A 25,815-nucleotide genomic window follows, 5' to 3' on the forward strand; every position below is an offset into this window, starting at 1 on the left:
TGGGAGGCCTGCACCACGATATCTTCCATGACGAATGATCAAACCCAGATGCAGCAGGAATCCGTGCAGGAATGGGTTGGGAAGATCCGAGCCGTAGCGATCGATACAAATGCTGTGGGCAGAGGAACCTTTGATCTTGAACAGCTGAAGTTGTTGGCGCACCAGTCCAAGAAGCACAACAAAATGGAACTATGGATAGCCGAACCTGTGATGTGGGAATGGGCCGAACACCTGCGACTAGACCGGGCGAAGCTGAATGAAGCGCGGTCCAATCTAATTGCCGTTGGTATGAAATTGGAAGCGCAATCAGCTGATATCAACGATGCTCTCACATTCGTCCGCGACGGAATCAGGTCCCTCGGAGACCATGTCAAGATTCTCACAATCGAATCGGTTGCCGTCGAGGCCATCATGGATCAGATTCTTGTCCGGTCACCCGGTGAACGGGTCAACAGGGATGGCCAAGCCGTTACCAAGGGCGGAGGTAAAGCTGTCAAGACGGGCGCGGCCGACAGTGCCATCTATCGCACCTACCTCAGGCAGGCTGGTGGCCAGACGGACACCTACGTTGTCCTGAGCGGAGATAGCGATATCCATAAGGCGCATAAGGCTTGGGGCGTAGACAACGTCAGGGTGGTTCATGGCACTAAGGCTTTGGACAAGGACCTCTTCCGGGTGATGCCGGCATCCGCATCTCTTGTGGCTGCCTGTGCCTCATATCTGTTGGTGCACTTGGAGAGTGTCGACCTTGCATCATTTGAAGCCCCGAGCACTCTTGTTGATTGGGAACTGGATGGGTCGACGTCATCGTTTGCTGCGATCGGCGGGAAGGTCCTGGCGGGCTTAAGTGATGCCAAGTGGGATAAGGAAGCCAGGCTTGTGACAGCCGAGGCATGGGTTCTTACTGACCTGGTTGGCCCGCAAGTCAGCTACGACATCAACGGCGACAAACATACTGACGCTGCGACCCTGCGACTCTACGAAGATGCCAACGTGCACGTCGGCTTAACGTTCGCTTTGGGCGATGATGGGCCAACGAGCCTGACCATGGGCGAAGTGAATTTTGTCAACGTCAATGTAGGTTCCGAAGACGTCTACGAAGACGACGGACCGTTGATCATTCTGGAAAACCTAGGAGTCGTTCCAGGACTTGAAGACTTCGAGTGGGCAGAGAGTTTTTGTGAACCCGTGGAGACAAGCTACGTCGTAGACGGCGATACCCTTCAACTGACTTTTAGCGGGAGTGCGGCTCATGAGTGGACGCTGACGGCCAGCTATCGCGGGGAGGAGGTTGATATTACAGCGACACCTCGGTATGACGGGATGGATTGGGGCGACGGCAACGTCATAGGGGGGACGGCTTGGTTGGCCGCCGACTCGGAGTTTGCGTTGAACCATCCCAGCTTGGCGGTCAATGCCTTGGTCATGAACACAGCGAAACCTGCGAGAACTGAGCCTTTCAAAGGAACCGAACGACGAACTGTATAAGGCCCGTTCCAGGTGATGATTTGTATGAAGAACATTTTGCAGGTGGGCGGCCCTCGATATCGTAGGCTCGACAAAACTGTGGGGGCGGCGATGCCACGCACCGCAGGTGCGTTACAGATCTTGCCCTGCTATTGGGCACCCCATCACCCTGCTTGAGGTTCTGTCGCGATTCCTGCTTTCGCCTCGTCTTCTGGGTGAAGAACATGCGCTTGCCATCTGTGGTGTCAGTCCGCTTCATGTCAGTGCCTGGTCGAACCGCTATGGACGTTTGAAAGGAGGAAAACTGATGAAGGCGTCTAACTCCACACTGGTCGAGTCAACCGGCAGCCGACGAGTTCTAGTCGGGCGCCCCGTTGCGTTGGTTTCTACTACCAAGAACTGGTCCAAGATGCCACGCATACAAGTAAAAAGGAGGTGTGCACAATGTGCACACCTTTCGCCTCGGACCGGGTCGTACAGAGGTCGGATCGGGCCGGATTCCGCATGTTTCCGGGACTTCCCAGTGTTTGCGGGGGAGGGAATGCAGTTCGAGTCCCACCTTGGGCACAGCATGACCCCTCGTCAGAGGGGTTTTTGCTTTAATGTGCGGACATTGTCCCTCGGTCGGGTCCCTCTGACGCTGTTCGCGGTCTATGCCTGGCGCCGCGATCGCCTATTAGGTTGTGTGGGGAGCGGGGTCAGGGTCCTGGCCTATGGGCCTTCCGCCTGCTGGGATATGCGGCCATTCGGGTCTCCGTTCTTGAGGTCGTTGGGGTTGGTCCTTCACCTATTCATGGGGCGGAGTTGTGCTGACGACATGACCAAGCCGAATTGTCTTCGAGGATTTTCCCCGGATGGCTGCCTTCCGGGAGCCAGATAGCGTGCGCTCATCGTGTGTTTGTCCGGCCAAAGGGGGTGTGCACATTGTGCACACCTTTGTGCACGGACGGCTTTCGACTTGCATTGTGGTCCCCTCATCCTGGCTCTGCCTTCACTACTTCATGATGTTCTCTGTTTCAGACGACATAACTTTGCGGCCTGGATCGTCGGTGGCGTTGGACGTTCCGGGTTCAGCGGGAACGTCTCCGGGGGTCCGTGTGGCTGGCGTCGACAGGGCGCAGGTGTGTGGGATCCGGACTTTCTTCCGGGCAAGTCTGGTTTGCTTGCTCTGTCATATGGAGACTGAGGACTTGACGCATCAGGCTCACAGGACCCGGGGGGACCTCATCTCCACTCAGTGTCACGGCGCCCACTCACTCCCGTCCACTCCTCGACGCGCCAGGATCACAAAGTGCAGCTTCGGTGCGCATTCCATCGCCAAGAGCGTCAAACGGTGCAGACTTTTGCTGGCTGACTGAAAAAGCCACGTGGTGCGTGTCACTGTTGGCATGGAAAACGACAGAACCACAACAGCCGCTTCCCGGTTGCGGGTTCAGATAAATATGGGGCAAAAGACGGCTGCTTCCGCTTCCGTCTGGGCGTGTCCCCTCTCCCAAAATCCTGAGGATGGATCTAATGGCTACTAATTTGTCGAGGCGCGGCTTCCTTGCACTGAGTGTTCTGGCTGGCGCGACTCCGTTGTTCGCGTCCTGTTCGTCGCGCGGGGCTACGGCCGGCGGCGGTTCCAGTTCCACTCTTGTGTATGTCGGCTCCGATTTCCCGGCCAACTTTGATACCGACAGCGCTGCCGGTGCGAACGTGGCCGGTGAAAACATAGTCGGAAACACCTATGGCGGTGACATCGTGGCATTCGGCAAGACGCAGGTCAATGGCACCTCCATCGCCGATATCCTTGCGAGTGGAATAAAGGGCGGCCTTGAGAATGGATTTGCCGAGACAATCGACGTCTCGGCTGATCAGCGAACCATCACCATTACTCTCAGGGACGACATCGTCTCAAATTTGGGCAACAAGTTGAAGTCTGCCGACGTCGTCTGGTCCTTTCAACGCAACTTCGCCCTCAAGCAAACCGGCCTGTTCATGGCCAATTCGATGGGAATCACAAGTGCTGACCAAGTAGTCGCCCTGGACGAGCGCACAGTCAGGTTCGCCCTCGATAAGCCAAATAGCATTTTCTTTAAGGTTGATGCGGCCAAGCTCTATGCAGGACTATTTGACTCGGTCGCCGCAAAGCAGCACGCAACCGCCGACGATCCGTGGGCGCAGGGTTGGCTCGGCAAGAACACCGCCGGCTTCGGTGCTTACGCCGTTGCGGCTTTCCAAGAAGGCCAAACGGTCACGCTCTCCGCCAACCCGCATTCCTTGACAAGGCCTGACTTCGACAAGGTCGTATGGCGCTCTGTGCCGACCAGTGCGAACCGGCTCGCGTTGCTGCAGTCCGGCGAAGCGGACATCGCCATGAACCTCAGCCCGAGCCAGTTGAAGGCGGCCAAGGAGGCGGGGCTCACCGTCACGTCCTATAAGTCGAACAAGATCCAAGTGATGCCGCTCAATGCGCTCGACCCGAACTTGAAGGATCCCCGGATCCGCCAGGCGATCGCCTACGCCCTGCCGTACGACGACATTCTGAGCAGTGTGTACCTAGGCACGGCGACCGGCTTGAACAGCCCCCTTCCGGAGGACTACCCGGGCCACGTCGCCAAGTACAACGAGTACAAGACCAACCTCGACAAGTCCAAGAGCCTAATGGCAGAGGCCGGCGTGTCCGGATTCAACTTGACGTTGACCTTTTCCAACGACAACTACGAAGATCCGCTGATAGCACCGATCGTTGCGTCCGCCCTCAAGCAAATCGGCATCAACGTGCTGCTCGAAGGATTGCCGGCGTCGAGCTACTTTGACAAGCTGTACAAGCGCGGGGGTCAAGCCTATCTCGCGGCATTCTGGCCCTTCGTCGCCGACCCAGCATATGCCCTCGGTGTCTACTGGAAGTCCACGTCTTACCTCAACGTCGGGTCCTGGAAGAATGCAGAGTTCGACACGCTTATTGAAGAGATGTTGGTCGAGCCCGAGCCGTCAGCCCGTAACCTGAAGGCTGACCGGGCCCAGCAGATCTGGATGCAGGAACAGCCCTGGGTGCTCCTCGCCAACCCCGGATGGCACGTCGCGCATTCAAAGCGCGTCTCCAACGTCACGTGGTATCCGAATAATGGGGTCCGCTTCGCCGATCTCAAGCTCGTGAAGTAGGCCGTGTCGTGGGCCGGTTCATCCTCCGACGTCTTTCCCTACTACCCGTCCAGCTCTTTGGCTTGCTCGTCCTTGTTTTTTTCCTCACTCGACTGATACCCGGCGATCCTGCCTATGCCCTCGCCGGAGGTCAGGCAACAGCCGAGCAGGTAGAGCGAATTCGCCAGTCGATGGGACTGGACGAGCCTCTGTGGGTCCAATTCTGGCACTACGTCTCGGGTGTCCTCCAGGGGGACTGGGGGACCTCCATTCAAACCAGCAGCCCCGTCGTACAGGACCTCGTGCAGAGGGCGCCCGCAACCCTCCTCCTGATGTTCTTCTCCCTACTCATGATCATCCTGCTGGCGCTATTGCTAGTCGGATGGCTGCTCAGGCGGCCACACGGTCTCGCCCGCAAGGTCGTCAGCGGATACGGGTTCCTCGCTGGCGTCGTCCCCGATTTTTGGGTTGGCCTCAGCCTGGTCTCCCTACTCTACGTGCAGCTCGGAATCGGCGCATCGCCGAGCGGCCAGCTGGACGCGAGGATTACTGTCCCTGCGGTTACGAACGTTGGACTGATCGACGCCGCCATCGCCGGTGATCCACCAGCTGTCGCAAACGCAACAGCACATCTGATTTTGCCGTGCATCACGTTGATCTTTGTCTACTTGGCACCCGTCGTACGGATCATGTCCGCAGTGACCGAGAAAGTCAACGGGTCGGATTTCGCCCGCTTCGCCGATTCCTGGGGTATTTCTCCGTGGCGACGTGTTTGGTACATTCTGCGTTTCACGTCGCCAACTATGGTTACGACGCTGGCCTCCACCACCGTCTTCCTCGTCGGCGGAGCCGTCCTCGTCGAAACGGTCTTCTCCTGGGGCGGTGTAGGACAGTATGCAGTGGCAGCTGTGACCCGCTCCGACTACGTGGGCGTGCAGGGCTTCGTTCTCATTGCTGGACTGTTTACAGCCATGGTCTACCTCGCCAACGACCTTCTACACGCCGCAGTCGATCCGCAATTGAGGAAAGCATGAAAAGCCTGATACCCACCACACTTGCGGGGAAGGTAGGAGTCATTGGTAGCTTCATCTCCGTCGTCCTTGCCGTCATCGGCCCCTGGATCGCTCCCTACGACCCGGAAAAGCCCACGGTGGATGTCCTCCAGGAACCCAGCTTCGCCCACCCTTTCGGAACCGATGCATCCGGTCTCGACATCTTTTCCGTCGTCATCGCGGCCTTCCGTACGGATCTCTCGATCGCCCTGCTTGGCGTTGGCGCTTCGTTCGTACTCGGACTCCTGCTCGGCTCTATCAGTGGCTTTTCCGCCGCTGGCGGCCGGATCTGGAAGGTACTCGCCCGGATCGTCGATGCTGCCCTCGATGTTTTCCAGTCGATTCCAGTGACCGTCTTTGCGCTGGCGCTAACGGCGATTTTTGGTCGAGGAACCGGTGCTGTGATTACTGCAGTTATCTTTGTCACCACCCCGGTCTTCGCCCGGCTGATCCGTTCATCCCTGCATTCAGTAGTGCAAGGAGGCCTTGTGGCGTCGTGCCGGATATTGGGCCTCGGAACAATGCGTACACTTACCCGGCACGCCCTCCCCAATTCCATTGACAGCGCCGTGGCGAATATCTCGGTCAGCCTCGGTGTCTCCGTACTCCTCACCGCCGCACTGAGCTTCCTAGGGGCCGGCGTCCGTCCCCCTACCCCCGAATGGGGCTACGTGATCTCCATGGGAGCCAACTATGTCGCCACAGGTCAGTGGTGGATTAGCCTCATGCCGGGTCTGGTGCTGTGCCTGTCAGTGGTGTCCTTTGCCTTGACCGGCGAGGCCGTCAGGGAATGGCTCGCCGGTGCTGGGTCAAGTTCGGCTGCCAACGAAGAAATTACACTTTCCACCGGACAAACCGAGAGGACATCATGACCAACGTCCACACTCCAGGTAGGGAGAACCTGGACAGACACGTGTTGAGAATTGAGGATCTCCGGCTAACTGCCTCCCAGGGAGCCCGGGACCTGGTTAAGGGAGTTTCACTTTCGGTCGCCCCTGGTCGAGTGCTGGGACTGGTCGGCGAGTCCGGCAGCGGTAAGACGCTTACCGGGCTGAGTTGTCTCGGGATGCTGCCGCAGGGCATCGAGCGCACGGGTGGAGAGGTATTTGTCGCAGGGCAACCGATCCTGGATCTCGCCCCGAACGAACAGCGCCGTCTCCGAGGGTCCGTCGTATCAATGGTGCTGCAGGATCCGCTGAGCGGCTTCCACCCGATGCTCACGGTAGGGAAGCAGATTTTGCACTCGTTACAGGATCATGGCGTTGGAAAGGAATCCGCAAAGGCAAGAGTGCTCGAAGTTCTCGGTCAGGCGCGCCTGCCTGAGCCAGAGAAGGTGTCAAACCGTTTTCCGCACCAGCTGTCCGGTGGGATGCGCCAACGGGCGATGATCGCCCTCGCACTTGCCAACCGTCCCAGTCTCCTGATCGCTGACGAGCCTACAACCGCCCTGGATCCTACAGTTCAGGCAGGAGTACTCCGTCTCCTGCGCCAGCTGGCCGACGACGGTCTCGGTATTGTCTTCGTTACGCACAACCTCGGCGTTGTGGCGGGGCTCTGTGACGAGGTCAGCGTCATGGAGCATGGGCTCATCGTCGAATCGGGCGACGTTGCACCGGTCCTGAAAAATCCGCGGCACCCCTACTCGATCGAGCTGCTCAATGCCTCGCCCCGCCTCTCATCGCCGCACGTTCTGCGCGCTCCCCTCAAAGCAGCCCGGACGAATGAACCTGCCGCCATTTCCGTACAAGGCGCCAGCCAGCGGTACGGCACCCCGGGTATTTTCGGCCGAGGAACAGTTGTTCACGCCCTGAGTGACGTCAGTTTTGAAATCCCGCGCGGCAGCACCACCTCTATCGTCGGTGAATCCGGATCAGGCAAGTCAACGTTGACGCGTCTGCTGGTAGGCCTCGAAAAGCCGACAGCCGGCCGCGTCACCGTCGCAGGTCAAGACATGGCGAGGCTTAACCCGGCATCGGAACGGGAGTTCCGGCGTAAAGTCCAGCTGGTATTTCAGGATGCCAGCCGAAGCCTGGACCCCCGTTACACAGCCGAAGAGCTCCTCCTCGAGGCGCTGGGCGTGGCACACCGGAAGGCTTCACCTTCTGCGGTCCTCGAGCTGTGCGATCGGGTACACCTCCCCCGGACCATTCTCGGGCAGCGCACCACCCATCTATCCGGAGGCCAGCGCCAGCGCGTCGCCATCGCGCGGGCGCTGGCGCCGAATCCGGAAATCCTTGTCGCGGATGAGCCGGTCAGCGCCCTGGACGTCACCAACCAGCAACGCATCATGGGTCTGTTCCAGGAACTCGTGGACGAAAACAACCTCACGCTGATTATGGTGTCCCACGACCTCGCGCTGGTGAGGGACATGACCGACACGGTAATAACGATGTACAAGGGACGGCTGATGGAAGCGACTCCTGCCGAAGAGTTCTACCGCAAACCGCGCAATCCCTATTCGCAGGCCCTTCTCGATGCGATGCCCGACCCCGGCCGAATCGGGGAACTTCCGACCTTCACCGTCCCGGCTCTGCCGGGCCGCGTGGGCTGAAAGCAGGTAACTCGAATGTGCACCCTCCTTGCCGCACAATCCACGGCCGGACCGGTACTAGGCAGCAACAGCGATAATCCATATCTCGTTGGCAGCCGGGTCATGGCATCAACCGAAGGGGCCTATCCATTCATCGGAACGGAAGTAACCACCTACAGGGCCGCTGAGGCGGTCCCTTGGAACTCGGTGATGACCAGGGGCTTGAATACCTGTGGAGTCGCTTTCACTTATTCCTTCGTGCCCGAATCCAAATCGGAATTCAATGGATACAGGAAGTTAGTAGACCGGGGCGGAACCCGAGATGCACTGGGCCAGGCGGCTTCAGCGGAGGAATTCGTTTCGTTCCTGCAACAGCGGGCGTCCAGACTAAACGACGGGAACTACCTGATAGCTGATGGCAAGGGGGTTGTTGTGGTGACCATCAATGGTCAACGCTCGACCCGGAGAACAATTGAACCCGGGCAAAACATCGCCTGCACCAATTCCTGGTTCGAGGGACAAGAGCCTGACGATGACGCTTGGGTAAGGGAGAGCTTCTCCAGAGAACGCCTCGGCCAGGCCGCCGTCGTCCAGTCCACGCCCCTCCTCGAAGTACAGGATGTCCGTCAAGCCCTACATTCGGCCCTTGCCCAAAATGATGACCAGGAAGACGCCAACAGCCAGGAGGCGCGGACCGTCGATGCTCACGGCAAGGACAGCGGAACGATATCCAGTGAGATCATCGTCCCGGCTGAGGGCACCCTTTGGTGGTGCTACGGATGGCCCTCAGGCACGTCTCGCGGGTACGAAAGTTATATTCGAGACTCCTGGGGTGAGTACCTGCCGTTTCAGGTCTCGAAGGTGGACCATACAGGACTGCTAACCACAGAAGATGGCACAATAACTCTCTACGGAACGAAGGTACTGGCAGCATGACCGACCTCCCCGCGCGCATGGCGCCCTCAAAAGCCCGCGGAAAATTTCGCAGGGGGCTAGTCACCCCCACGGCCGGATGGAGCGACGGTTTCACTCAAGCCAACTTAATAGCGGTCCCCGCTGACTACGCCAAAGAAGTATTGGAGTTCTGTGCACTAAATGCCCAGGCCTGCCCGGTTATTGACGTCATCCAGCCGGGTGAAGTTACTAGCGCACTGGCTGCTGGCTCCGACATCCGCACCGACATTCCCGCCTACCGGGTCTGGCAGAACGGCGAGCTGACTGGGGAGACCGATGACGTCACTTCAGTCTGGCGCGATGACCTGGTAGCGATCCTCATCGGTTGCAGCTTCACCTTCGAGGCTGCGTTGGTCAAGGAAGGCATCCCACTGCGTCATGTAGAGATGGGTCGGAACGTCCCGATGTACCGCACGACCATCGAATGTACCCCGGCCGGGCGGATTCACGGCCCAATGGTAGTTTCAATGCGCCCGATGCCGTCGGAATTGGTTGCGACGGCAGCCCGTATAACGGGTGAGGTGCCGCAAGTACACGGCGCACCCATCCATGTTGGTTCTCCGGATAAGATCGGCATTCTGGATATCAACCGCCCGGACTTCGGTGATGCTGTGGAGATACGCCCGGGCGAGGTTCCGGTCTTTTGGGCCTGCGGCGTAACGCCGCAGAGCGCGGTCATGGCTTCCAAGCCAGAGTTCGCCATTAGCCACGCTCCCGGGCACATGTTCATCACCGACGTTCTGGAGAGCAGCTACCGAACGAATGCTCCATCCTGATTGGCGCACTGACACCAACATGTTTGGATGGGACCTTGGCAGGCCTCATGGGAGCAGCTTTTCGGCCCCGTCCACGCGCCACTCGCTGCAGGCTGGCAACGCGCCCTGCCGGGCCGACAACAAGGGCCACCGAACACCAAACGTGCAATTCCGGCAGCAAGGCCGGCACTCTGACCTGTCCGAGCCCGGATCCGCCCGATCTCGGATGGGAGCCAGAAACCGATCCCATCGGCGGATTCTTGTTAGCAGCCATGAAAACTGAGTAGGCGGCCACGAAAATAACCGCTGACGGCCAGTAGGACTGCCGCCGATGGCCCGAGATATACACCACCAAGGTCGTAAGGCTCATCACGGAGTTCGAAATCGAGTACGAGACCGCACGGTCAACTGCCCAGGCTGTTGACCGTGCCGTCAAGATAACTATGGGCAGGGGGAACTTCAGCCGTCGTCACGTCAGGTCATAACTCGACCCATACGTTAGATTTGAGAGCTGCCAGCCCTTTAGATGCGGCCGTCACTCATTCATGGCCAAGAGTTGTGGTGACAACATGACCAAGCCGAATGTTCTTCGGGGGTCTTCCTCGGATAGCTGCTCGCTGCGAGTCGCGCAGCGTGCGCGCATCGCGTGTTTGTCCGGCCAAAGGGGTGTGCACCTCGTGCACACACCCGTGCACGGGCGGCTTTTCGACCCGCGTTTTGCTCCCTTCCTCATGGTTCTGTCCTCACCACTTCGTGAAGTTCTCCGTTTCAGGCGACATGACTTTGCGGCTTGTATTGTCGGTGTCGTTGGACGTTACGGGTTCAGCGGGAACATCTTTTGTGAATCTGCGGCTGTGGCGTCGGATCCGTCGACTGAATTCAGGTGTGGGGGATCCGTAACTTTCTTCCGGGCCGTCCTGGTTTGGTTGATTCGTCATACGTGGCCAAACCCGGCCAGGGGGCCCATGTGCATGCCTCTCTGAGGCTGCTCTTCGAAGGCCCATGAGCCGGCTGGCGTGGACGACCAGAAACGTACGGTGGATCAGCGCGGGTTGATAGGAAAACGGAGAAATGCCCGCAAGGCGAGAGTTGAAAGATGTTGACCCGAGACAGGGGCCGTCCAATTGGTGGCATCGGAGAGAGCGTCGTTGTCATCTGTCATGTCGTAAGCCGCCCTCGATTTCGGTGTCGTTGCGCAGTCTGAAGAGCCACATTTGCGTGCTCATGGGGCCGAGCTCCATGTCATACGCGAAAGCAGGCGGACCGCCGATATTGGCCCACACGACGGGCTTCCCAAAGATCGAATTGGTGGTGTCAGGTTGCGATCTGAGAGGTTCCCAAGACAATGTCAGAAAAGAAGAATCTGGACTCAACTCTGACGGCCTTCGGCTACGTCCGTGACGCCAGTTCGGGGGTGTATTTCAAGCTGTTGTCCGCTCCGCTGCAAGGGACACCAGTCGCGCACGCGGCGGGTTGCAAGGACCTACTCAATGAAACACCAACGGTCCTTGAGAGTCTCACCACCTAGTGTCTTGCTGCTTGTCGCCAAAGCGGCTGTTGGTATTATTGTCATCAGGCAGTGCTGCGACATGGTCAAAGTTGGACATGACCTAGCCGATACGTCGAACGCACGTCTGACGAGTGGTGGGGAAGTTGACTATTCTCCACGGTCAGGTGTTAGGGGTTCAGTGACTCGCGCAGTTGTCGCAGGGCGACACGAACGTCGGTCTCGGATCGATGAATCTCCCTCACATTCATCCCCGTAAATTCCTTCACTGCACGGCGCATGCTTTGCACATTGGTGAATCCGCACGTTGTCGCGATTTCAGAGAAGGCGATCCCGTGGGGGCCGGGCTGATGAAGGAGGAGCTCGAGGGCTTTGCGCGTTCTCAACGCGCGTATCCGCTCACCCAGGCGGAGTTCTTCGTTCTCGAAAAAGTAGAACAGAGAGCGACGGGAGAGGTTAAACCTTTCGGCGACCATTGCCACGTCCAGATTTGGGTCGTTATAACTGGCTTCAAGGTACTTCTTCACCGCCCGGCTTAGGGCTGGTTTGTGCGCCTCATCGTCGACCGGCGTTTCGAGCAGGGAGCCCACCAGGGTTGCCATCACGGATCGGAGGATGTCCGCGGTCCCCGATGCCGCTCGATCGATGCCCGGCCGTTTCCAACTCATTAGCGCAGGGATCACGAAGGTGCCCACAATTGGGTGTTTTGCTAGGTCAGGCACTCGAAGTAGGGAACGCAGTTCGGCTTCGCTCACATTTAGGCTGCTGCGGTCGATGTTAAGCTGCAAGGCGTGAAACCCTTCGGGCGCATCAAAACTTCCGCTCCGCGAGGTATCGATGAACCTGACGGAGCCCGGTGATACTGGCTCCGGAACACCGTTGAGAGTGAGCGTTAGCCCCTGCGCCTTGCGGAAGTAGGCCAGGCGCAGGTCTGCGGAGTCGGGAATCGGCGCCCACGAGCCCAATGCGGGGGCGTTGTGCATTTCTATGAGGCTGAAGCCCGGCCCGGCGAGATTAATGGCTGAAGGATTGAAGGACACAGGAGTCTCACGTACGGCTTTTTCCAACCGCATTGGGGTTTCGACGGCGCTGCCGTACCACACTCGCCAATGTTCGAACCTTTGTTCGGGGTTCAGCTCCTCCTGCACTGCATATCGTCGCAGACGGCCGGTGTTCCCGTTACCAGATTGAGGCATGCCATCCTCCTTCACCAGCTGAGCCATTATGGCGGACTTGGGAGTTGCCGCGGCGCCTGAGGAAGCGGTTGCAGTGGCTCAATAAGGCTGGCCGAAGGACCTCAGCTGTTAGGGCTAGTTTACTTCCATGGAACCCCTTGATTGGGGCGTTGATGAGTTTGGTTTCGGCACCCCACCCGACGAGTGTGGGCGCCGCCGCCTGAGCCTGGGTGAGGATGCCCTGGAATACGGCGGATGCTGGGCGAAATGACCCCATCCGCCGCTTACACCTTGGCGTGACTGTCTTACGCACCTTTAGTCGGAGACGTGGTCACGGAAATGTGTCCTGCAATTGTTTGTACAGCACGTCAGGGAACGGCTGGGACATCGGGGCGACGTGCTCCACTTTCTGGAGGCCGTGAGTATCTTCTTGTCTCCCGGAATGTAGCCTGATTGCGAGGTCGTTGACTCGGTGAGGGGCGAGGACATGTTCGAGGGCCAAGATGCTGGCCCCAACCACGCCAGCTTCCGGCCCGGTTTCGGATTGGGTGATATTCAGGTGCTGGGTCGCCAGCGGCGTTGAGCGTGCATAGACCGTTTCGCGTATCCCGGCGATCAAATGTTCACCGGACTGTGCAAGCGATCCGCCCACGACAACGAGGGCGGGGTTGATGAAGCTCACGCACATATTGAGCATTTCTCCAATGTCGCGGCCAGCCTGCCGGACGGCTTGAATGGCAGCCAAATCGCCGGAACGGACGAACGCGACGACGTCATTTGCGGTGATGGCCTCGAGTCCGTTTTCGCGGAGTCGTGCGGCGACGGCCGGAGCGCCTGCTACGGCTTCCAGGCAGGCAGTCTTGCCACAGCGGCATTGAATGCCTGCCCCTCTGGTAACAGCAATATGGCCGACATCTCCAGCGACTCCTGCCGCGCCTCGCTGCAATATTCCTCCACTGATCACCCCCGAGCCGATACCGGTGGCAATTTTAAGAAAGATCATGTTGTCTTCATTGGGCCAGCGTGTCGCCCGCTCGCCGAGGGCCATGAGATTGACGTCGTTATCGACGAGTACGGGTACGTCTAAGGTCTGCCGAACGTAAGCGGGAACATCGAATCCGTCCCATCCCGGCATGATCGGCGGGCTGGTGGGCTTTCCGCTGGAGTGTTCAACAGGACCAGGTAGCCCGATGCCGACGGCGATGATGTCCCTTGCCGGACGCTTCATCGCTTTCAAATGACCCGTCAGCGTAATTGTTAGCCAGTCCAGAACAGCTTCTGGTCCGCACGAAATCTCAAGTCGCTCAGTGGTTTCCACGAGGACCCTTCCCGACAGATCCGTGAGCGCTACGGTCGCATGTGTAGCCCCGACGTCAGCGGCAGCGACCACCTTCGCAGCAGGATTGAAGGCTAGACGCGCTGAGGGGCGGCCTCCGGTGGAAGCCGCATCCGATACGGGGACAACTAGCCCGAGTTTTAGGAGCGGCTCAAGGCGAGAACTGATGGCAGCTCGACCCAAGCCCGTCATCGCAGCCAAGTCTGCCCTCGTTCGCGGGTGCCCGTCCCGCAGGAGATGCAAAAGTTCGCCCGGGCCGCCGTTGTCCATGTCTCTCCATTTCGGGGGTCGGAAGAATTTTGGCTGGTGAGCTCGAGCTCTAAGACATCCAGCTCAGAGACCCGCGGGGGCCTCCTGTCCACTCAGTGTCAGGTCCCCGCTCGATCCCGTCCAGTTGGCGCTGTTCGAAGCATCAAAAAGTGCACCTTCGGTGTCCACTCCGGTGTCTTCAGCGTCAAAAAGTGCAGACTTTTGCTGGCGGCTGACAAAAGACACGTGGTGCGTGTCACTGTTTCGGCATGGGAATCGACGGAGTCAACATAGCCCCTTCCATCATGGGCCGGTCCGTCGATGTCGGCTTCATGGCTCAGGTTAGTAGCAGAGCAGTTCGGCAGCCGAAGCGGACATACCGGCAGAGCGTCAGTCAGGCACGACAGTGCCGTCGGCGCAACCGCTCGGGCGTCGTCGAGGTGACTATCCAGACGTCGTCGAGGACGACATAACCGACGTTACCGATGTCCTCTCGTGAGGCCGTCCGGAAACCTGCAGCAGATACCTTCCCCATTGGCAAGCAACACGGCGAAACGAGAAGCAATTCCTATGAGAGACACAATGACAGCGGTGCGACTTCACGCGCCAGGAGACCTCCGACTTGACGAAGTCCCTGTACCCGAGCCTCGCTCGGGTGAAGTGTTGGTCAAGGTCTGGCGTAGCGGAATCTGCGGCACCGACCTGCACATCGCCAAAGGCACATTTCCCGCGCCCAACCTGCCGCTGACCTTGGGGCATGAGTTTTCTGGAACTATTGCAGCCCTCGGTTTGGATACCGGTTCTCTGGCAGTGAATGACAACGTGGTCGTCGACATTAACATCGCTTGTGGCCAATGTTTTTTCTGCCGGCGGAGCCAAAAACTCTTCTGCCCGGCGGTCTCGCAACTCGGGGTCCATTCCTCGGGCGGCCTCGCGGAATACGTCGTCGTCCCTGTATCGAACGTCTACGTTCTGCCGCAATCCCTGAACCTGGACGCGGCGGCATACGTTGAACCGCTTGCCTGCGCAATTCATGGCCAGGACCGGATCGGGATCAAGTCCGGTGAGCGAGTACTCATCATCGGGGGCGGTCCGATGGGGCTAGCTCACATTGCCTTGGCCAAACTCGGCGGGGCAAGCAACGTGATCGTCTCAGAACCGGATCCGGACCGTCGAGGGGTTGCCGAACGGCTCGGTGCCGACAACGTCCTTAGCCCCTTCGGCAGCGGGTTCGCCGACGAGGTCGCCTACATGACTGACGGTGTTGGGCCCGACGTGGTCATCGAAGCCGTCGGCTCTATCCCCACCTACGAAGCGGCGATTTCCCTCGTGCGTCGCGGTGGCCGGGTGCTGGCCTACGGTGCGGCGCCTCAGACGGCCTCCATGTCTCTGCGGCCTTTCGATATCTATTCCAAAGAGCTCACCATCGTCGGCTCGTACGCGGGAACCTACGACACCTGGCCCAGGGCCATAGAGCTTCTCGCTTCAGGGCGATTCGACCCGGCGCTGATTGTTGACTCCGTCCGACCGCTTAGCGAAGCCATCGAAGCCATCCGCGGCCTGGAGACGGACAAGTCGACTGTTAAGGTCCACATCCAAATGAGCTCGATCACCTCATGACGCTCTTACCAACCGTCCTATTTCGATGAAGAAAGAGAACAACATGAAAGCTAGCCAGAAACGAACCGCAAAGCTGCGTATCGGGGCTCTTGGTGCGATTACCGCTGCGGCGGTTGCGTTGAGCGGCTGCGCTGCCGGCGCGCCCCAGAACGACTCAGGCAAGAAGACGTTGAATGCCATTTTCCTCCCTGCCGACTGGGGCAAGGTTGTCCAGGAGAAACTCGCCCCCGAGTATGAGAAGGAAACCGGGGTGAAGGTGAATGTCGAACTCGTGGGTCGTGATGCGATCCACGAAAAGATGGCCACGCTGTTCGCCGGACAGGACTCCAGCTACGACATCTTCAACGTTGACTACAACTGGATCCCAGAATTCGGTAAGGGCGGCCATCTCGTTCCCTTGGACAATGCCCTCCAGGACAAAGAGGACTTTCTTCCGCTGAGCCTCAAGGTCGCCACGTGGGATAACAAGCTCCTGGGAATTCCGCAGACGGTCCACCCGGCGACGCTTTGGTACAACGGCGCACTTTATGGCGACCAGACGATGAAAGACCAGTACGAAGCGGAAACAGGGAACGCGCTTGCTGCACCAAAGACGATGGACGAGTGGCTGACCCAGGTCAAGTTCTTCAACGGCAAGACCTTCAAGGGCCAGAAGCTCTCGGGCTGGGCCGCCCAGGCGGCCAAGGGCTTTGGCAACGTGCACACGTGGCTGAGCTTCGCCTATTCCTTCGGCTGCCAGCCGTTCAACGCCGAGTTCACCAAATCGACATTGACGACGCCTGAGTGCATCGGGGCCACCGAGCGGTGGTCCGACATGATGAAGTACATGCCCGCGGGAGCCAACGACTTCACGTACGACAGCGTCACGACAGCGGCCCAGCAGGGTTCGATTGCTACAGCCATCCAGTGGTCCTGGGGCCAGTTCGCCACCGACAACCCATCCGCGTCCAAGACCGTCGGGGATTGGCAGATGACGACGATTCCGACAGGCCCGACCGGGCTCAGTTCGGCTCATCTTGCAGAATGGGTGATCTCGGTTTCCAAGTACTCGAAGAACACCGAGGAGGCCACGAAGTTCGCTGTTTGGCTGGAGTCGAAGAAGAACGATGTCCTGCAGGCAGCCAATGGCGGCGGCGACCCCGTGCGCGTCTCCAGCTATTCCGATCCGACGCTGACTGAGCAGAAGCTCGAGGGCAACGGAGCGGCCCGGTTCCGGCGTTTGCCCGTGACTTTGGAGGCCATGAAGACGGCACAGCCCAGGCCATTCTTCCCCGGGGAAGAAACCTGGGAAACGGCCCTGAGTACCGAACTCAGCGCCATTTCGTTGGGCCAGCGCGGTGTACAAGATGGTCTCTCGCGCGCCAACGAAGCCATAGACAAGAACCTTTCACAGTAATGACGACATCAATCACAGAGCCTCGGGTGTCCCGGAAAGCCGCTCGGCCTTCCGGGACTCCCGGGGGGCGCCGGCCCAAGAAACTTGGACGCTACCTCGCGATGTCTCCCGGCCTGCTCTTTTTGGCCGCGATCTCCCTTTACCCCACGCTGTACTCTCTCGTCGTCTCCTTCATGCGGTGGAACCTGTCGAGCGGTGAAGCCGCTCGCTTCGCCGGCGTTGACAACTTTGTCGGTCTGCTGACCGACGGTCTGTTCTGGAACTCGGTTCGCGTAACCCTGGTGTTTGTCTTCTTCTCGGTTCTCATAGAGCTCGTTCTCACCTTTGGGTTAGCTCTGCTCTTCTTCCGCGGCTTTCCAGGGGATAAGTTGCTCCGGGCCTTGATCATGATGCCCATGCTCTGCGCGCCGGTGGTCGTGGGCCTGCTCGCCCGCTTCAGCCTTGAACCTACGTACGGGATCGTCAATCAACTTATGCGTAGCATCGGTCTTCCAACCACAGAATTCCTTGGAAATGTCGACCTGGCGCTGCCAACGCTGATAGCAATTGATGTTTGGCAGTGGTCTCCGTTCCTGTTCCTCATCCTTCTCGCCGCCATGCAGGGCCTCCCCGAGGAGGTCATCGAGGCATCCAAGATCGACGGCGCTTCGTGGCCCCGCATCATCTGGCATCAGTTCCTTCCGCTCCTGCGCTACCCGATCCTTGTTGGCGTGCTCCTGCGGATCATTGACTCATTCCGTGTCTACGACATCGTCTACATGACGACCCGTGGCGGACCGGTAGATGCAACTTCGACCATGTCTTGGCAGATCTACAACATGGGGTTCCGCGCTTTTAATATCTCGTATGCTGCCGCCTTCTCGTGGCTGCTGCTCCTGCTCGTTCTACTAGCCGTCAATTCGCTCATCCGGCGAATGGTCGCGCGCTCTTGAAGGGTTCAGTCATGTCCGTAGCCAACCGACGCACCATCAACTGGAACGTGGGAGTGCGTGCTGCCGTGGCCGTCATCTGCACGTTTGTCTTCATCGCCCCCGTCCTGTGGATGGTCACGACGGCCTTCAAGACCGGAAACCAGGCATTCTCCGGAGAAATCCAGTGGTTCTTCACACCTACCCTGGAGAACTTCGCTGAAGTGCTTGGCGGTACCAGGCTCACCTACGCGCTGATAAACAGCCTGCAGGTCTCAGTGATTTCCTCCATTGTGGCGATCTTGCTCGCCTCAGGCATCGCTTACCCGCTGGCCCGATACGAGTTCAGGGGCCGGGACCAGATCGCGGGGACAATCCTGTCCCTGCGTATCGTTCCTCCCATTGTGACCATCATCCCGCTCTTCCTGGTCATGCGGACGATCGGCCTGAACGGCTCGCTGCTCTCGATCATTATTCTTCACGTCTTCATGAATTTGCCACTGGCTGTCTGGCTGCTGCGCGGCTTCTACGAAGACGTTCCCAAGGAAATCGAGGAAGCGGGGTCTATCGACGGCCTGGGCAACATCGGGATCTTTTTCCGGATGGTCCTTCCGTTGGCCATGCCAGGCGTCGCCTCAACCGCGCTGCTGTGTTTCGTCTTCTCCTGGAACGAGTTTCTCTTCGCAAGTGTCCTGTCCAACGCCGGCAGCCAAACCGTCACGGTGGCCCTGACCCAGTATGTGACCCCGGTGGGGACGGAGTGGACCTTGATCATGGCGGCGGGCACCGTAGTTGCGGTGCCGGTATGGCTGGCGGCCTTGGCCGCGCAGAAATACCTGGTCCGCGGTCTGTCCCTGGGCGCGGTCAAATAACACCCCCCAATACCCAGCCTGAAAGGCAGTTCAATCATGTTCCGTTACACGTACAACACCCTCGTCTACGGCGGCGAAGCCATCGAGACCGGCATTGAGCGCATCGCCAAAGCTGGATATAGCGGCGTCGAACTGGTCGGAGAACCAGAACAACAGGACGAAGCCGCACTCCGTTCTGCCCTCAACCAGCACCAGGTAGCTGCCTCGTCAATCGTCAGCATCTACACGCCGGAACGTGACATCGTCAGTTCGTCTCCGGAGGTCCGCGCGAACGCCATCAAATACGTCAAGGGAAACATCGATTACGCGGCAAGGCTTGGTGCGGAAGTCGTGACGTTCACGCCCACAGCGTGTATGAAGATCGTGCCGGAAGCAGACATCAAACAAGAATGGGCTTGGGCCGTTAACGCCGCGGGCGAACTCGCGGCATACGCCGGGGAGAACGGCGTGCGCCTGGCCCTCGAGCCGTGGAACCGCTACGAGACGTACCTCATCAACCGGACCGAACAGGCTCTGCAGTTCTTGGACGAAGTTGGCAGCCCCCATATCGGTTACATGGTCGACACCTTCCACATGTCCATTGAAGAACGGGACATCGCAGAGTCCATCCGCAAAGCCGGAAATCGCTTAGCGCACGTGCATCTCGCCGACAGTAACCGGGCCGCTCCAGGATACGGGCACTTGGACTTCGAGCCAATCATCAAGGCCATCGTCGACGCCGACTACAAGGGCTGGGTCTCCTATGAGCTGCTGCCAGCAGCGGGAGACGTTTGGGGAGTGCTGAGCGGTGCCGGTGCGCCGGAGTTCAAAGACGAATACACAGCAGCGGCAATTCAGCACACGCGGGCGATCGAACGTCGGTTGGGAGGTCTGTAAATGCCGGCCAATCCCATTGGGCTCAGCACCTTCATCCTTGCCTCGCCCTTCTCCTTCGAAGAGGCGTGGGCCTTCGACCGCGTAGCGGAGCTTGGCTACGACGTCATCGAAGTGTGTATCGAAGATCCGCAGAGGATCACGGCAGAATGGCTCGTTCACGAATCCCAGAGGACAGGGACGGAGGTCGGAATCTGCGGCGCGTTTGGCCCAGACCGCGACGTGTCGGATCCCGATCCCCGCCGACGTGACAGCGGCATAGCCTACCTTCGCGGCTGCGTTGACGTAGCAGCAGCAGTCGGTTCCCCTCATGTTGCCGGTCCCATGTTCTCGGCGACGGGCCGGGCGGAGCTCTTGGAGCCCGGTGAGCGGCAGGCCCGCTGGCAAAACGCCGTGGAAAGCCTCCGCGCCGTAGCCGATTACGCCGGCGACCGCGGAGTGCGTCTCGCCATCGAGCCGCTCAACCGCTTCGAGACGGACATGGTCAACACCATCGAGCAGGGGCTGAACCTGTGCGATGACATCGGCAGGCAAAACGTCGGACTTCTTGTCGACACGTTCCACATGAACATCGAAGAAAAGGACATCGCCGATGCGGTCCGGAGGGCCGGATCGCGGATCTTCCACGTGCAGGTGTCAGAAAATGACAGGGGAACCCCCGGATCGGGCCACGTGCCGTGGGACAGCTTTTTCGATTCGCTGAAGGACATCAATTATTCAGGTCAGATTGTGGTCGAGTCATTCCTGCCCACAGTGAAGGAGATCGCCCGAGCCGTCTCCCTGTGGCGTCCCGTGGCGCCATCGATGGAAAGCCTTTCGGAAGACGGTTTGGCTTTTGTCAAAAGCATGCTGAGAGAAAGGCCCGAGCCTTGACAGGAGTGGCCGAAGGGATCAGCGGCGGTCAATAATCCCGTCGATAGCCTCAGTCAGATCCTGTCAGCGTTTCACATACTGCCCTCGCGAACTCGCATGAGAAAGAACAAAACGATGTCCCACCCAAGCAACCCGCCCAGAACCCTGGGTGTGGCGATGATCGGCTACGCGTTTATGGGCAAGGCCCACTCGAACGCCTGGCGCAACGTGGCCTCCTACTTCGACGTCCCGGCTTTCGAGCAAAAAGTGCTCGTGGGCCGGGACGCCGGGCAGGTCGCGGCGGCCGCCGCCAAATACGGTTGGGCCGAGTCCGCGACGGACTGGCGTTCGGTCCTTGACCGGGACGACATCCACATCGTGGATATCTGCGCGCCGGGCTGGATGCATGCCGAGATTGCCATCGCGGCACTCGAGGCCGGCAAGCACGTCCTGGTCGAGAAGCCGCTGGCCAACACCCTCGCCGAAGCCGAAACCATGGCTGACGCTGCCCGGTCCGCCCGGGATCGCGGCGTGCAGTCGATGATCGGTTTCAACTACCGGCGTGTCCCGGCCCTGGCCCTCGCGAAGGAACTCATCACCGAAGGCCGGCTCGGGACGGTCCGGCATGTCCGCGCCGCCTACCTGCAGGACTGGCTGGTGGACGCCGACTCCCCCATGACGTGGCGGCTGAACAAGGAAACCGCCGGGTCCGGGGCGCTGGGCGACATCGCGTCCCACGCGATCGACCAGGTCATGTTCCTCCTCGGCGGCACGGTCACCGAGGTGTCCGGCCGGCTGCACACCTTCGTCTCCCACCGCCCCGGAGCGGACGGGCCGGAAGAGGTAACGGTCGACGACGCCGCCTGGGCCACGCTGACCCTGGACTCCGGGACCATCGCCTCGGTGGAGGTCTCCCGGATGGCCACCGGGAAAAAGAACTCGCTCAAACTGGAGATCTACGGGGACAAAGGCTCCCTGCTCTTCGACCTCGAAGCCATCAACGAACTCGGCTTCCTGGACGCCACCGTCCCCGTCCGCGAACAAGGCTTCCGCCGGATCCTGGTCAACGAACCCGAACACCCTTACATGGCCGCTTGGTGGCCGCAGGGCCACGTGATCGGCTGGGAACACACCTTCACCCACGAGATCCGGGACTTCCTCGCCGCGATCGACGGCGGCACCCCGCCGTCGCCGTCGTTCGAGGACGGACTCGCCGTTCAGCGGGTGCTGGCCGCCATCGAAGAATCCGCCAACGCCAAATCCTCCATCATCCAGCTCGCCACTTCCCCCGTCCCCGTTACCGAAGGAGCCTGACATGCCCCGCCCGTACACCCTGTTCACCGGCCAGTGGGCCGACCTCCCCTTCGAGGAAGTCGCGCGCCTGGCTTCCGGCTGGGGCTACGACGGCCTCGAAATCGCCGTCTCCGGTGACCACCTGGACGCCTGGCGCTGGGACGAACCCGGCTACGTCGAATCCAAACTCGCCGTGCTGGACAAATACAACCTGAAGGTCTGGGCCATCTCCAACCACCTCAAGGGCCAGGCCGTCTGCGATGACCCCATCGACTTCCGCCACGAGGCCATCGTCGGATCCAAGGTCTGGGGCGACGGCGACCCCGAAGGCGTCCGCACCCGCGCCGCCGAAGAAATGAAACACACTGCCCGGCTCGCCAAGGCCCTTGGCGTGGACACCGTCGTCGGGTTTACCGGCTCCTCCATCTGGCAGTACGTCGCCATGTTCCCGCCCGTCCCCGAGAAAGTCATCGAGGCCGGCTACCAGGACTTCGCGGACCGCTGGAACCCCATTCTGGACGTCTTCGACGAATGCGGGGTCCGCTTCGCCCACGAAGTCCACCCCTCCGAGATCGCCTACGACTACTGGACCACCGTCCGGACCCTCGAAGCGATCGGCCACCGGCCCGCGTTCGGGCTGAACTGGGACCCGTCCCACTTCATGTGGCAGGGCATCGACCCGGTCTCCTTCATCTGGGACTTCAAGGACCGGATCTACCACGTGGACTGCAAGGACACCAAGCTCCGCCCCACCGGCCGCAACACCGTCATGGGCTCCCACCTGCCCTGGGGCGACCCCCGACGCGGCTGGGACTTCGTCTCCGCCGGACGCGGCGACGTGCCCTGGGAATCGTCCTTCCGCGCCCTCACCGCGATCGGCTATGACGGCCCCATCTCGGTGGAATGGGAGGACGCCGGCATGGACCGCCTCCACGGCGCCCCCGAAGCCCTCGCCGCCCTCAAAAAATTCGACTTCCCCGCCTCCCAGACCAGCTTCGACGCCGCCTTCAGCAGCAAGGACTAACAAATGGACAGCCGCCCAGTGGTGGCCGGCCGCAATGGCGCGCAGGCGCATTTGCGGTTGCGCGGCTTGGTCTGCGCAACCACACCCTCCGGCACGGGCGATCCAAATCTGGCCGTGGCGGCGTATGCCTCGCTTGTAGGGGCACTGGCCCCACGCGGGCAAGGTCTGAGGATAGCGGTCGACGACGCCGGAGCAGAGCTCGCCTGCGTGCGTCATATCCTGAGCCTTCACCCTGACATCATCAAACTGGATCGGAGCCTCATCGCCGGCGTCGACCAAGACCCCGGCAAACGCGCCTCCGCGCGGTCGTGGTCGAATTCGCTCGACAGAGGCACAGCTCGTCGCCGAAGTGGGAAGCGAGGCTGAGCTGGCAGCCGTGACCCGACTGGGCATGTACTCAGGTCAAGGATACGTACTGGGCCGGCCCTCAGCAGAACCGCCGATATGGTCCACCTGAAAAGCCCCCGCAAGGACGGGAAACGCACACTAATCGCACGATTCGCTGCGGACGATGGGCCGAGGCTGGCACGGATGCACCCGAAGCAACCTTTTACAACATGCGCGCCTTCCCCGCGGCTTGGAACGGCCCGGAATCGATTGTCCAGACACAGTCTGGACAATTGAGGTGGAGCCACCATATTTCCCGCTTGAATAAACTGGACGACCAGAATCGCGCCAGTCGTTGGTCTGAAGGCTTTGAAGCGGCGTGTGGACAATGTCCACACTATTGCCGTCGGATCGGGTCGTACAGGCGTCGGATCGGGCCGGATTCCGCATGTTTCCGGGACTTCCCAGCGTTCGCAAGGGCTGGAACCCGGTTCGAGTCCCACCTCGGGCACGCATGACCCCTCGTCAGAGGGGTTTTTGCTTTAATGTGTGGACATTTTGACTCGGCGGGTCTCTCTGGCCTTGTCCGCGGTCTGTGCCTTGCGCCGCGGTCGCCTGTTCGCTTGTGTGGGTGGCGGGGGCGGGCCTTGGCTGGTGGGCCCCGCGCCTGCTGGGATGTGGGGTATGCCGTCCTATCTGGTTGTACTGGCGGCCAGTTGTTGGCCCTCACACATTCATGGCCAAGAGTTGTGGTGACGACATGACCAAGACGAATTTTCTTCGAGGATCTTCCTTGGATGGCTGCCCTCTGCGAACAGGCAGGGTGCGCTCATCGTGTGTTTGTCCGGCCAAAGGGGGTGTGGACACTGTCCACACTTTGTCCACAACCGGCTTTTCGACCCGCATTTTGATCCCCTCATCCTGGCTCTGCCTTCACTACTTCATGCAGTTCTCTGTTTCAGACGACATGACTTTGCGGCTTAGTTCGTCGGCGTCGGCGGACGAGCCGGGTTCAGCGGGAACGTCTCCGGAGGTGTCTGTGGCCGGCGTCCGATCCGTCGACAGAGTGCAGGTGTGTGGGATCTGGACTCTTCTTCCGGGGCCGGTCCTGGTTTGGTTGATCCGCCTGACTTTGGAGACCCGAGCTGGCAACGCTGCTGACTTTCCCGTCTGCGGAGCATACGCAGGAGTGGAATTCGGATCCGGATGGGTGGGATGCGGCGGTGGAGAGCTGGCTCAGGAACGTCCCGCCGTCGTCGTCCGTATCCCTATGACTGTGGGCCTACGAGGCTTCGAGGCCCCAGGGCCGGAAGGCCCGGTCCTTGTCCATGTTCCAGCCGGCCACCATTCCGGAGCCGATCATGAGGTCGCTGAGCCTGGCCAAACGGTAGGCGGGGTCTGCTTCGAGGGCGAGGTGCAGGAACTGATGGGCTTTGCTGCCTCGGCCTTCCCACCAATTGACGAAGGCGATGGCGGTGAGGATGGGCGCGGAGTGTTTGGTGCTGCTGTGGGTGTACGCGTGGACCAGCAGCTGCTGTGACCATTCGACCCGGGACTACTGAGGCCCACCGTGCGTTTGGGCCAAGAGAACCCGATCCATCGGTTCGTCGATTCCCGGGATATCGGCCATGAGCTGGTCTCTGATCGCTGGGGCCTGGAAGTTGGCAATCAGGCTGATGGTCTCATCGTCGTTCGGATAGGAGATCGCGTCCAGCATGCTGTCCCAGAGCGTTCTGGCTTGTTCGAGGGCTTCGCCCGGGTTCATCCTGTGGATGGCTTTCACACGGTTATCGACGGCGTCCGCTGTGCTTTCTTTGGTCGGGGCCGGCAGGGTGATGTGGTTTGTCGGTGCGATGGTGCTGCCGCGGTAGACGAATTCGGCGTTGATCTGGCTGGACTGGGTCGCCTTCAGCGGGAGTGTCAGTCCGTCCTGGGGGTCGCCGTCGTAAGGGGAGACGGTGTTGTCTCCGACGAGGAGTCCGTCACGGATGGTCATGCCGCGTTCGGCCAAGGCGCAGGTCAGTGCTGCGATGGTTGCTGCGTGCGGTTTGGGCTGCCCGGGTTTGTGGGGCTCGGAGGTGTAGACGGCGAAGAGGACGCTGGCGGCGCTGGTGTCGTGGGCGAGGTAGTCGGCGACGGTGCGGGCGTAGCTGAGTCCGCCTTCGTGTGTGGCGAGGTCGACTCTGAGTGTTGCGCCGACGCGGTTGGCGTCCAGGGTGATGCACACGAGGCTCTCGTGCGGCCAGAACCCGAGGGTGTGCCCTACGAAACTGAGGACGTCGGCCGGGGTTTTGATGGTGAGCGGTTCCATGGTCCTTCTCCTTCAGCGGCTGGCGGGCACCGGATGTGTCTGTCAGATGTGTGCGTCGTTCTGATACACGGAGTCACCGCTGGGTTTGAGGGTCCGGAGTGCAACTTGGGGAACCGGGAGCGGTTCAAAGTTTCGGGAGGAATAAGCGACGTAGGAGCGCCGAACGAAACTTTGGATCGTGACCGGCG

The 25,815-nt window shown here is 60.1% G+C and carries 18 protein-coding genes and 1 pseudogene; 16 read left to right on the top strand and 3 right to left on the bottom strand.

The window, feature by feature from the left end; translation table 11 throughout:
• Positions 1-27: 27 nt before the first annotated feature.
• The 7 genes from AC07YR_RS05335 to AC07YR_RS05365 all read left to right on the top strand — a co-directional run bounded on the left by AC07YR_RS05335 (position 28) and on the right by AC07YR_RS05365 (position 9,905).
• The gene (locus AC07YR_RS05335; protein WP_494733325.1) at positions 28-1,488 is read left to right on the top strand and encodes a hypothetical protein; all 1,461 of its coding nucleotides are present in this window, start codon (positions 28-30) and stop codon (positions 1,486-1,488) included.
• Between the two features lie 1,494 nt (positions 1,489-2,982).
• The gene (locus AC07YR_RS05340) at positions 2,983-4,614 is read left to right on the top strand and encodes an ABC transporter substrate-binding protein (RefSeq protein ID WP_494733326.1); all 1,632 of its coding nucleotides are present in this window, start codon (positions 2,983-2,985) and stop codon (positions 4,612-4,614) included.
• An 8-nt stretch (positions 4,615-4,622) separates the two neighbouring features.
• Positions 4,623-5,627, top strand: coding sequence for an ABC transporter permease (locus AC07YR_RS05345; RefSeq protein ID WP_494733327.1), 1,005 nt, complete (start codon positions 4,623-4,625; stop codon positions 5,625-5,627).
• Positions 5,624-6,517 carry an ABC transporter permease gene (locus AC07YR_RS05350; protein ID WP_494733328.1) on the top strand — a complete coding sequence of 298 codons (894 nt, stop codon included), beginning with the start codon at positions 5,624-5,626 and terminating at the stop codon, positions 6,515-6,517. The genes AC07YR_RS05345 and AC07YR_RS05350 overlap by 4 nt, the downstream gene beginning before the upstream one ends.
• On the top strand, positions 6,514-8,196 hold the full coding sequence (locus tag AC07YR_RS05355) for an ATP-binding cassette domain-containing protein (protein WP_494733329.1): 1,683 nt from the start codon (positions 6,514-6,516) through the stop codon (positions 8,194-8,196). The genes AC07YR_RS05350 and AC07YR_RS05355 overlap by 4 nt, the downstream gene beginning before the upstream one ends.
• A 15-nt stretch (positions 8,197-8,211) precedes the next feature.
• Positions 8,212-9,111 carry a carcinine hydrolase/isopenicillin-N N-acyltransferase family protein gene (locus AC07YR_RS05360; RefSeq protein WP_494733330.1) on the top strand — a complete coding sequence of 300 codons (900 nt, stop codon included), beginning with the start codon at positions 8,212-8,214 and terminating at the stop codon, positions 9,109-9,111.
• A complete protein-coding gene (locus AC07YR_RS05365; RefSeq protein ID WP_494733331.1) occupies positions 9,108-9,905 on the top strand; it encodes a putative hydro-lyase in 798 nt (265 codons plus the stop codon). The genes AC07YR_RS05360 and AC07YR_RS05365 overlap by 4 nt, the downstream gene beginning before the upstream one ends.
• Before the next feature lie 1,656 nt (positions 9,906-11,561).
• Here AC07YR_RS05365 and AC07YR_RS05370 read toward each other — a convergent pair.
• A complete protein-coding gene (locus AC07YR_RS05370) occupies positions 11,562-12,587 on the bottom strand; it encodes a helix-turn-helix domain-containing protein (RefSeq protein ID WP_494733332.1) in 1,026 nt (341 codons plus the stop codon).
• A 310-nt stretch (positions 12,588-12,897) separates the two neighbouring features.
• Complete coding sequence (locus tag AC07YR_RS05375; protein ID WP_494733333.1) at positions 12,898-14,172, bottom strand: ROK family protein; 1,275 nt, start codon at positions 14,170-14,172, stop codon at positions 12,898-12,900.
• 639 nt (positions 14,173-14,811) lie between these two features.
• On the opposite strand from AC07YR_RS05375, the gene AC07YR_RS05380 reads away from it, so the two are divergent.
• The 9 genes from AC07YR_RS05380 (at position 14,812) to AC07YR_RS05420 (ending at position 23,355) form a co-directional block, all read left to right on the top strand.
• The gene (locus AC07YR_RS05380; protein ID WP_494733334.1) at positions 14,812-15,771 is read left to right on the top strand and encodes a zinc-binding dehydrogenase; all 960 of its coding nucleotides are present in this window, start codon (positions 14,812-14,814) and stop codon (positions 15,769-15,771) included.
• A 43-nt stretch (positions 15,772-15,814) separates the two neighbouring features.
• Positions 15,815-17,167, top strand: coding sequence for an ABC transporter substrate-binding protein (locus AC07YR_RS05385; protein ID WP_494733335.1), 1,353 nt, complete (start codon positions 15,815-15,817; stop codon positions 17,165-17,167).
• 101 nt (positions 17,168-17,268) lie between these two features.
• The gene (locus AC07YR_RS05390) at positions 17,269-18,099 is read left to right on the top strand and encodes a carbohydrate ABC transporter permease (RefSeq protein WP_494733336.1); all 831 of its coding nucleotides are present in this window, start codon (positions 17,269-17,271) and stop codon (positions 18,097-18,099) included.
• Between the two features lie 11 nt (positions 18,100-18,110).
• On the top strand, positions 18,111-18,947 hold the full coding sequence (locus AC07YR_RS05395) for a carbohydrate ABC transporter permease (protein ID WP_494733337.1): 837 nt from the start codon (positions 18,111-18,113) through the stop codon (positions 18,945-18,947).
• Positions 18,948-18,983: 36 nt separating this feature from the next.
• Positions 18,984-19,823, top strand: coding sequence for a TIM barrel protein (locus AC07YR_RS05400; RefSeq protein WP_494733338.1), 840 nt, complete (start codon positions 18,984-18,986; stop codon positions 19,821-19,823).
• A complete protein-coding gene (locus AC07YR_RS05405) occupies positions 19,824-20,693 on the top strand; it encodes a sugar phosphate isomerase/epimerase family protein (RefSeq protein WP_494733339.1) in 870 nt (289 codons plus the stop codon).
• A gap of 96 nt (positions 20,694-20,789) precedes the next feature.
• Positions 20,790-21,986, top strand: a complete 1,197-nt coding sequence (locus AC07YR_RS05410) for a Gfo/Idh/MocA family protein (RefSeq protein WP_494733340.1) — start codon at positions 20,790-20,792, stop codon at positions 21,984-21,986.
• 1 nt (position 21,987) lies between these two features.
• Positions 21,988-22,989: a sugar phosphate isomerase/epimerase family protein gene (locus tag AC07YR_RS05415; protein WP_494733341.1), complete on the top strand. Its 1,002-nt coding sequence runs from the start codon at positions 21,988-21,990 to the stop codon at positions 22,987-22,989.
• 3 nt (positions 22,990-22,992) lie between these two features.
• The gene (locus AC07YR_RS05420) at positions 22,993-23,355 is read left to right on the top strand and encodes an EAL domain-containing protein (protein ID WP_494733342.1); all 363 of its coding nucleotides are present in this window, start codon (positions 22,993-22,995) and stop codon (positions 23,353-23,355) included.
• 1,366 nt (positions 23,356-24,721) lie between these two features.
• Here AC07YR_RS05420 and AC07YR_RS05425 read toward each other — a convergent pair.
• A pseudogene (locus tag AC07YR_RS05425) lies at positions 24,722-25,627 on the bottom strand (DUF4192 family protein); the annotation flags it as partial.
• Positions 25,628-25,815 lie beyond the last annotated feature (188 nt).

Source organism: Arthrobacter sp. GW460-12-1-14-TSB2 (genome assembly GCF_059423525.1).

Bases quoted from the DNA above. Each gene is read 5' to 3' on its own strand.
- AC07YR_RS05365 (WP_494733331.1), top strand. From the start codon at position 9,108: ATGACCGACCTCCCCGCGCGCATGGCGCCCTCAAAAGCCCGCGGAAAA.
- AC07YR_RS05360 (WP_494733330.1), top strand. From the start codon at position 8,212: ATGTGCACCCTCCTTGCCGCACAATCCACGGCCGGACCGGTACTAGGC.
- AC07YR_RS05355 (WP_494733329.1), top strand. From the start codon at position 6,514: ATGACCAACGTCCACACTCCAGGTAGGGAGAACCTGGACAGACACGTG.
- AC07YR_RS05415 (WP_494733341.1), top strand. From the start codon at position 21,988: ATGCCCCGCCCGTACACCCTGTTCACCGGCCAGTGGGCCGACCTCCCC.
- AC07YR_RS05405 (WP_494733339.1), top strand. From the start codon at position 19,824: ATGCCGGCCAATCCCATTGGGCTCAGCACCTTCATCCTTGCCTCGCCC.
- AC07YR_RS05390 (WP_494733336.1), top strand. From the start codon at position 17,269: ATGTCTCCCGGCCTGCTCTTTTTGGCCGCGATCTCCCTTTACCCCACG.
- AC07YR_RS05340 (WP_494733326.1), top strand. From the start codon at position 2,983: ATGGCTACTAATTTGTCGAGGCGCGGCTTCCTTGCACTGAGTGTTCTG.
- AC07YR_RS05350 (WP_494733328.1), top strand. From the start codon at position 5,624: ATGAAAAGCCTGATACCCACCACACTTGCGGGGAAGGTAGGAGTCATT.
- AC07YR_RS05335 (WP_494733325.1), top strand. From the start codon at position 28: ATGACGAATGATCAAACCCAGATGCAGCAGGAATCCGTGCAGGAATGG.
- AC07YR_RS05395 (WP_494733337.1), top strand. From the start codon at position 18,111: ATGTCCGTAGCCAACCGACGCACCATCAACTGGAACGTGGGAGTGCGT.
- AC07YR_RS05385 (WP_494733335.1), top strand. From the start codon at position 15,815: ATGAAAGCTAGCCAGAAACGAACCGCAAAGCTGCGTATCGGGGCTCTT.
- AC07YR_RS05375 (WP_494733333.1), bottom strand. From the start codon at position 14,172: ATGGACAACGGCGGCCCGGGCGAACTTTTGCATCTCCTGCGGGACGGG.
- AC07YR_RS05400 (WP_494733338.1), top strand. From the start codon at position 18,984: ATGTTCCGTTACACGTACAACACCCTCGTCTACGGCGGCGAAGCCATC.
- AC07YR_RS05410 (WP_494733340.1), top strand. From the start codon at position 20,790: ATGAGAAAGAACAAAACGATGTCCCACCCAAGCAACCCGCCCAGAACC.
- AC07YR_RS05420 (WP_494733342.1), top strand. From the start codon at position 22,993: ATGGACAGCCGCCCAGTGGTGGCCGGCCGCAATGGCGCGCAGGCGCAT.
- AC07YR_RS05370 (WP_494733332.1), bottom strand. From the start codon at position 12,587: ATGCCTCAATCTGGTAACGGGAACACCGGCCGTCTGCGACGATATGCA.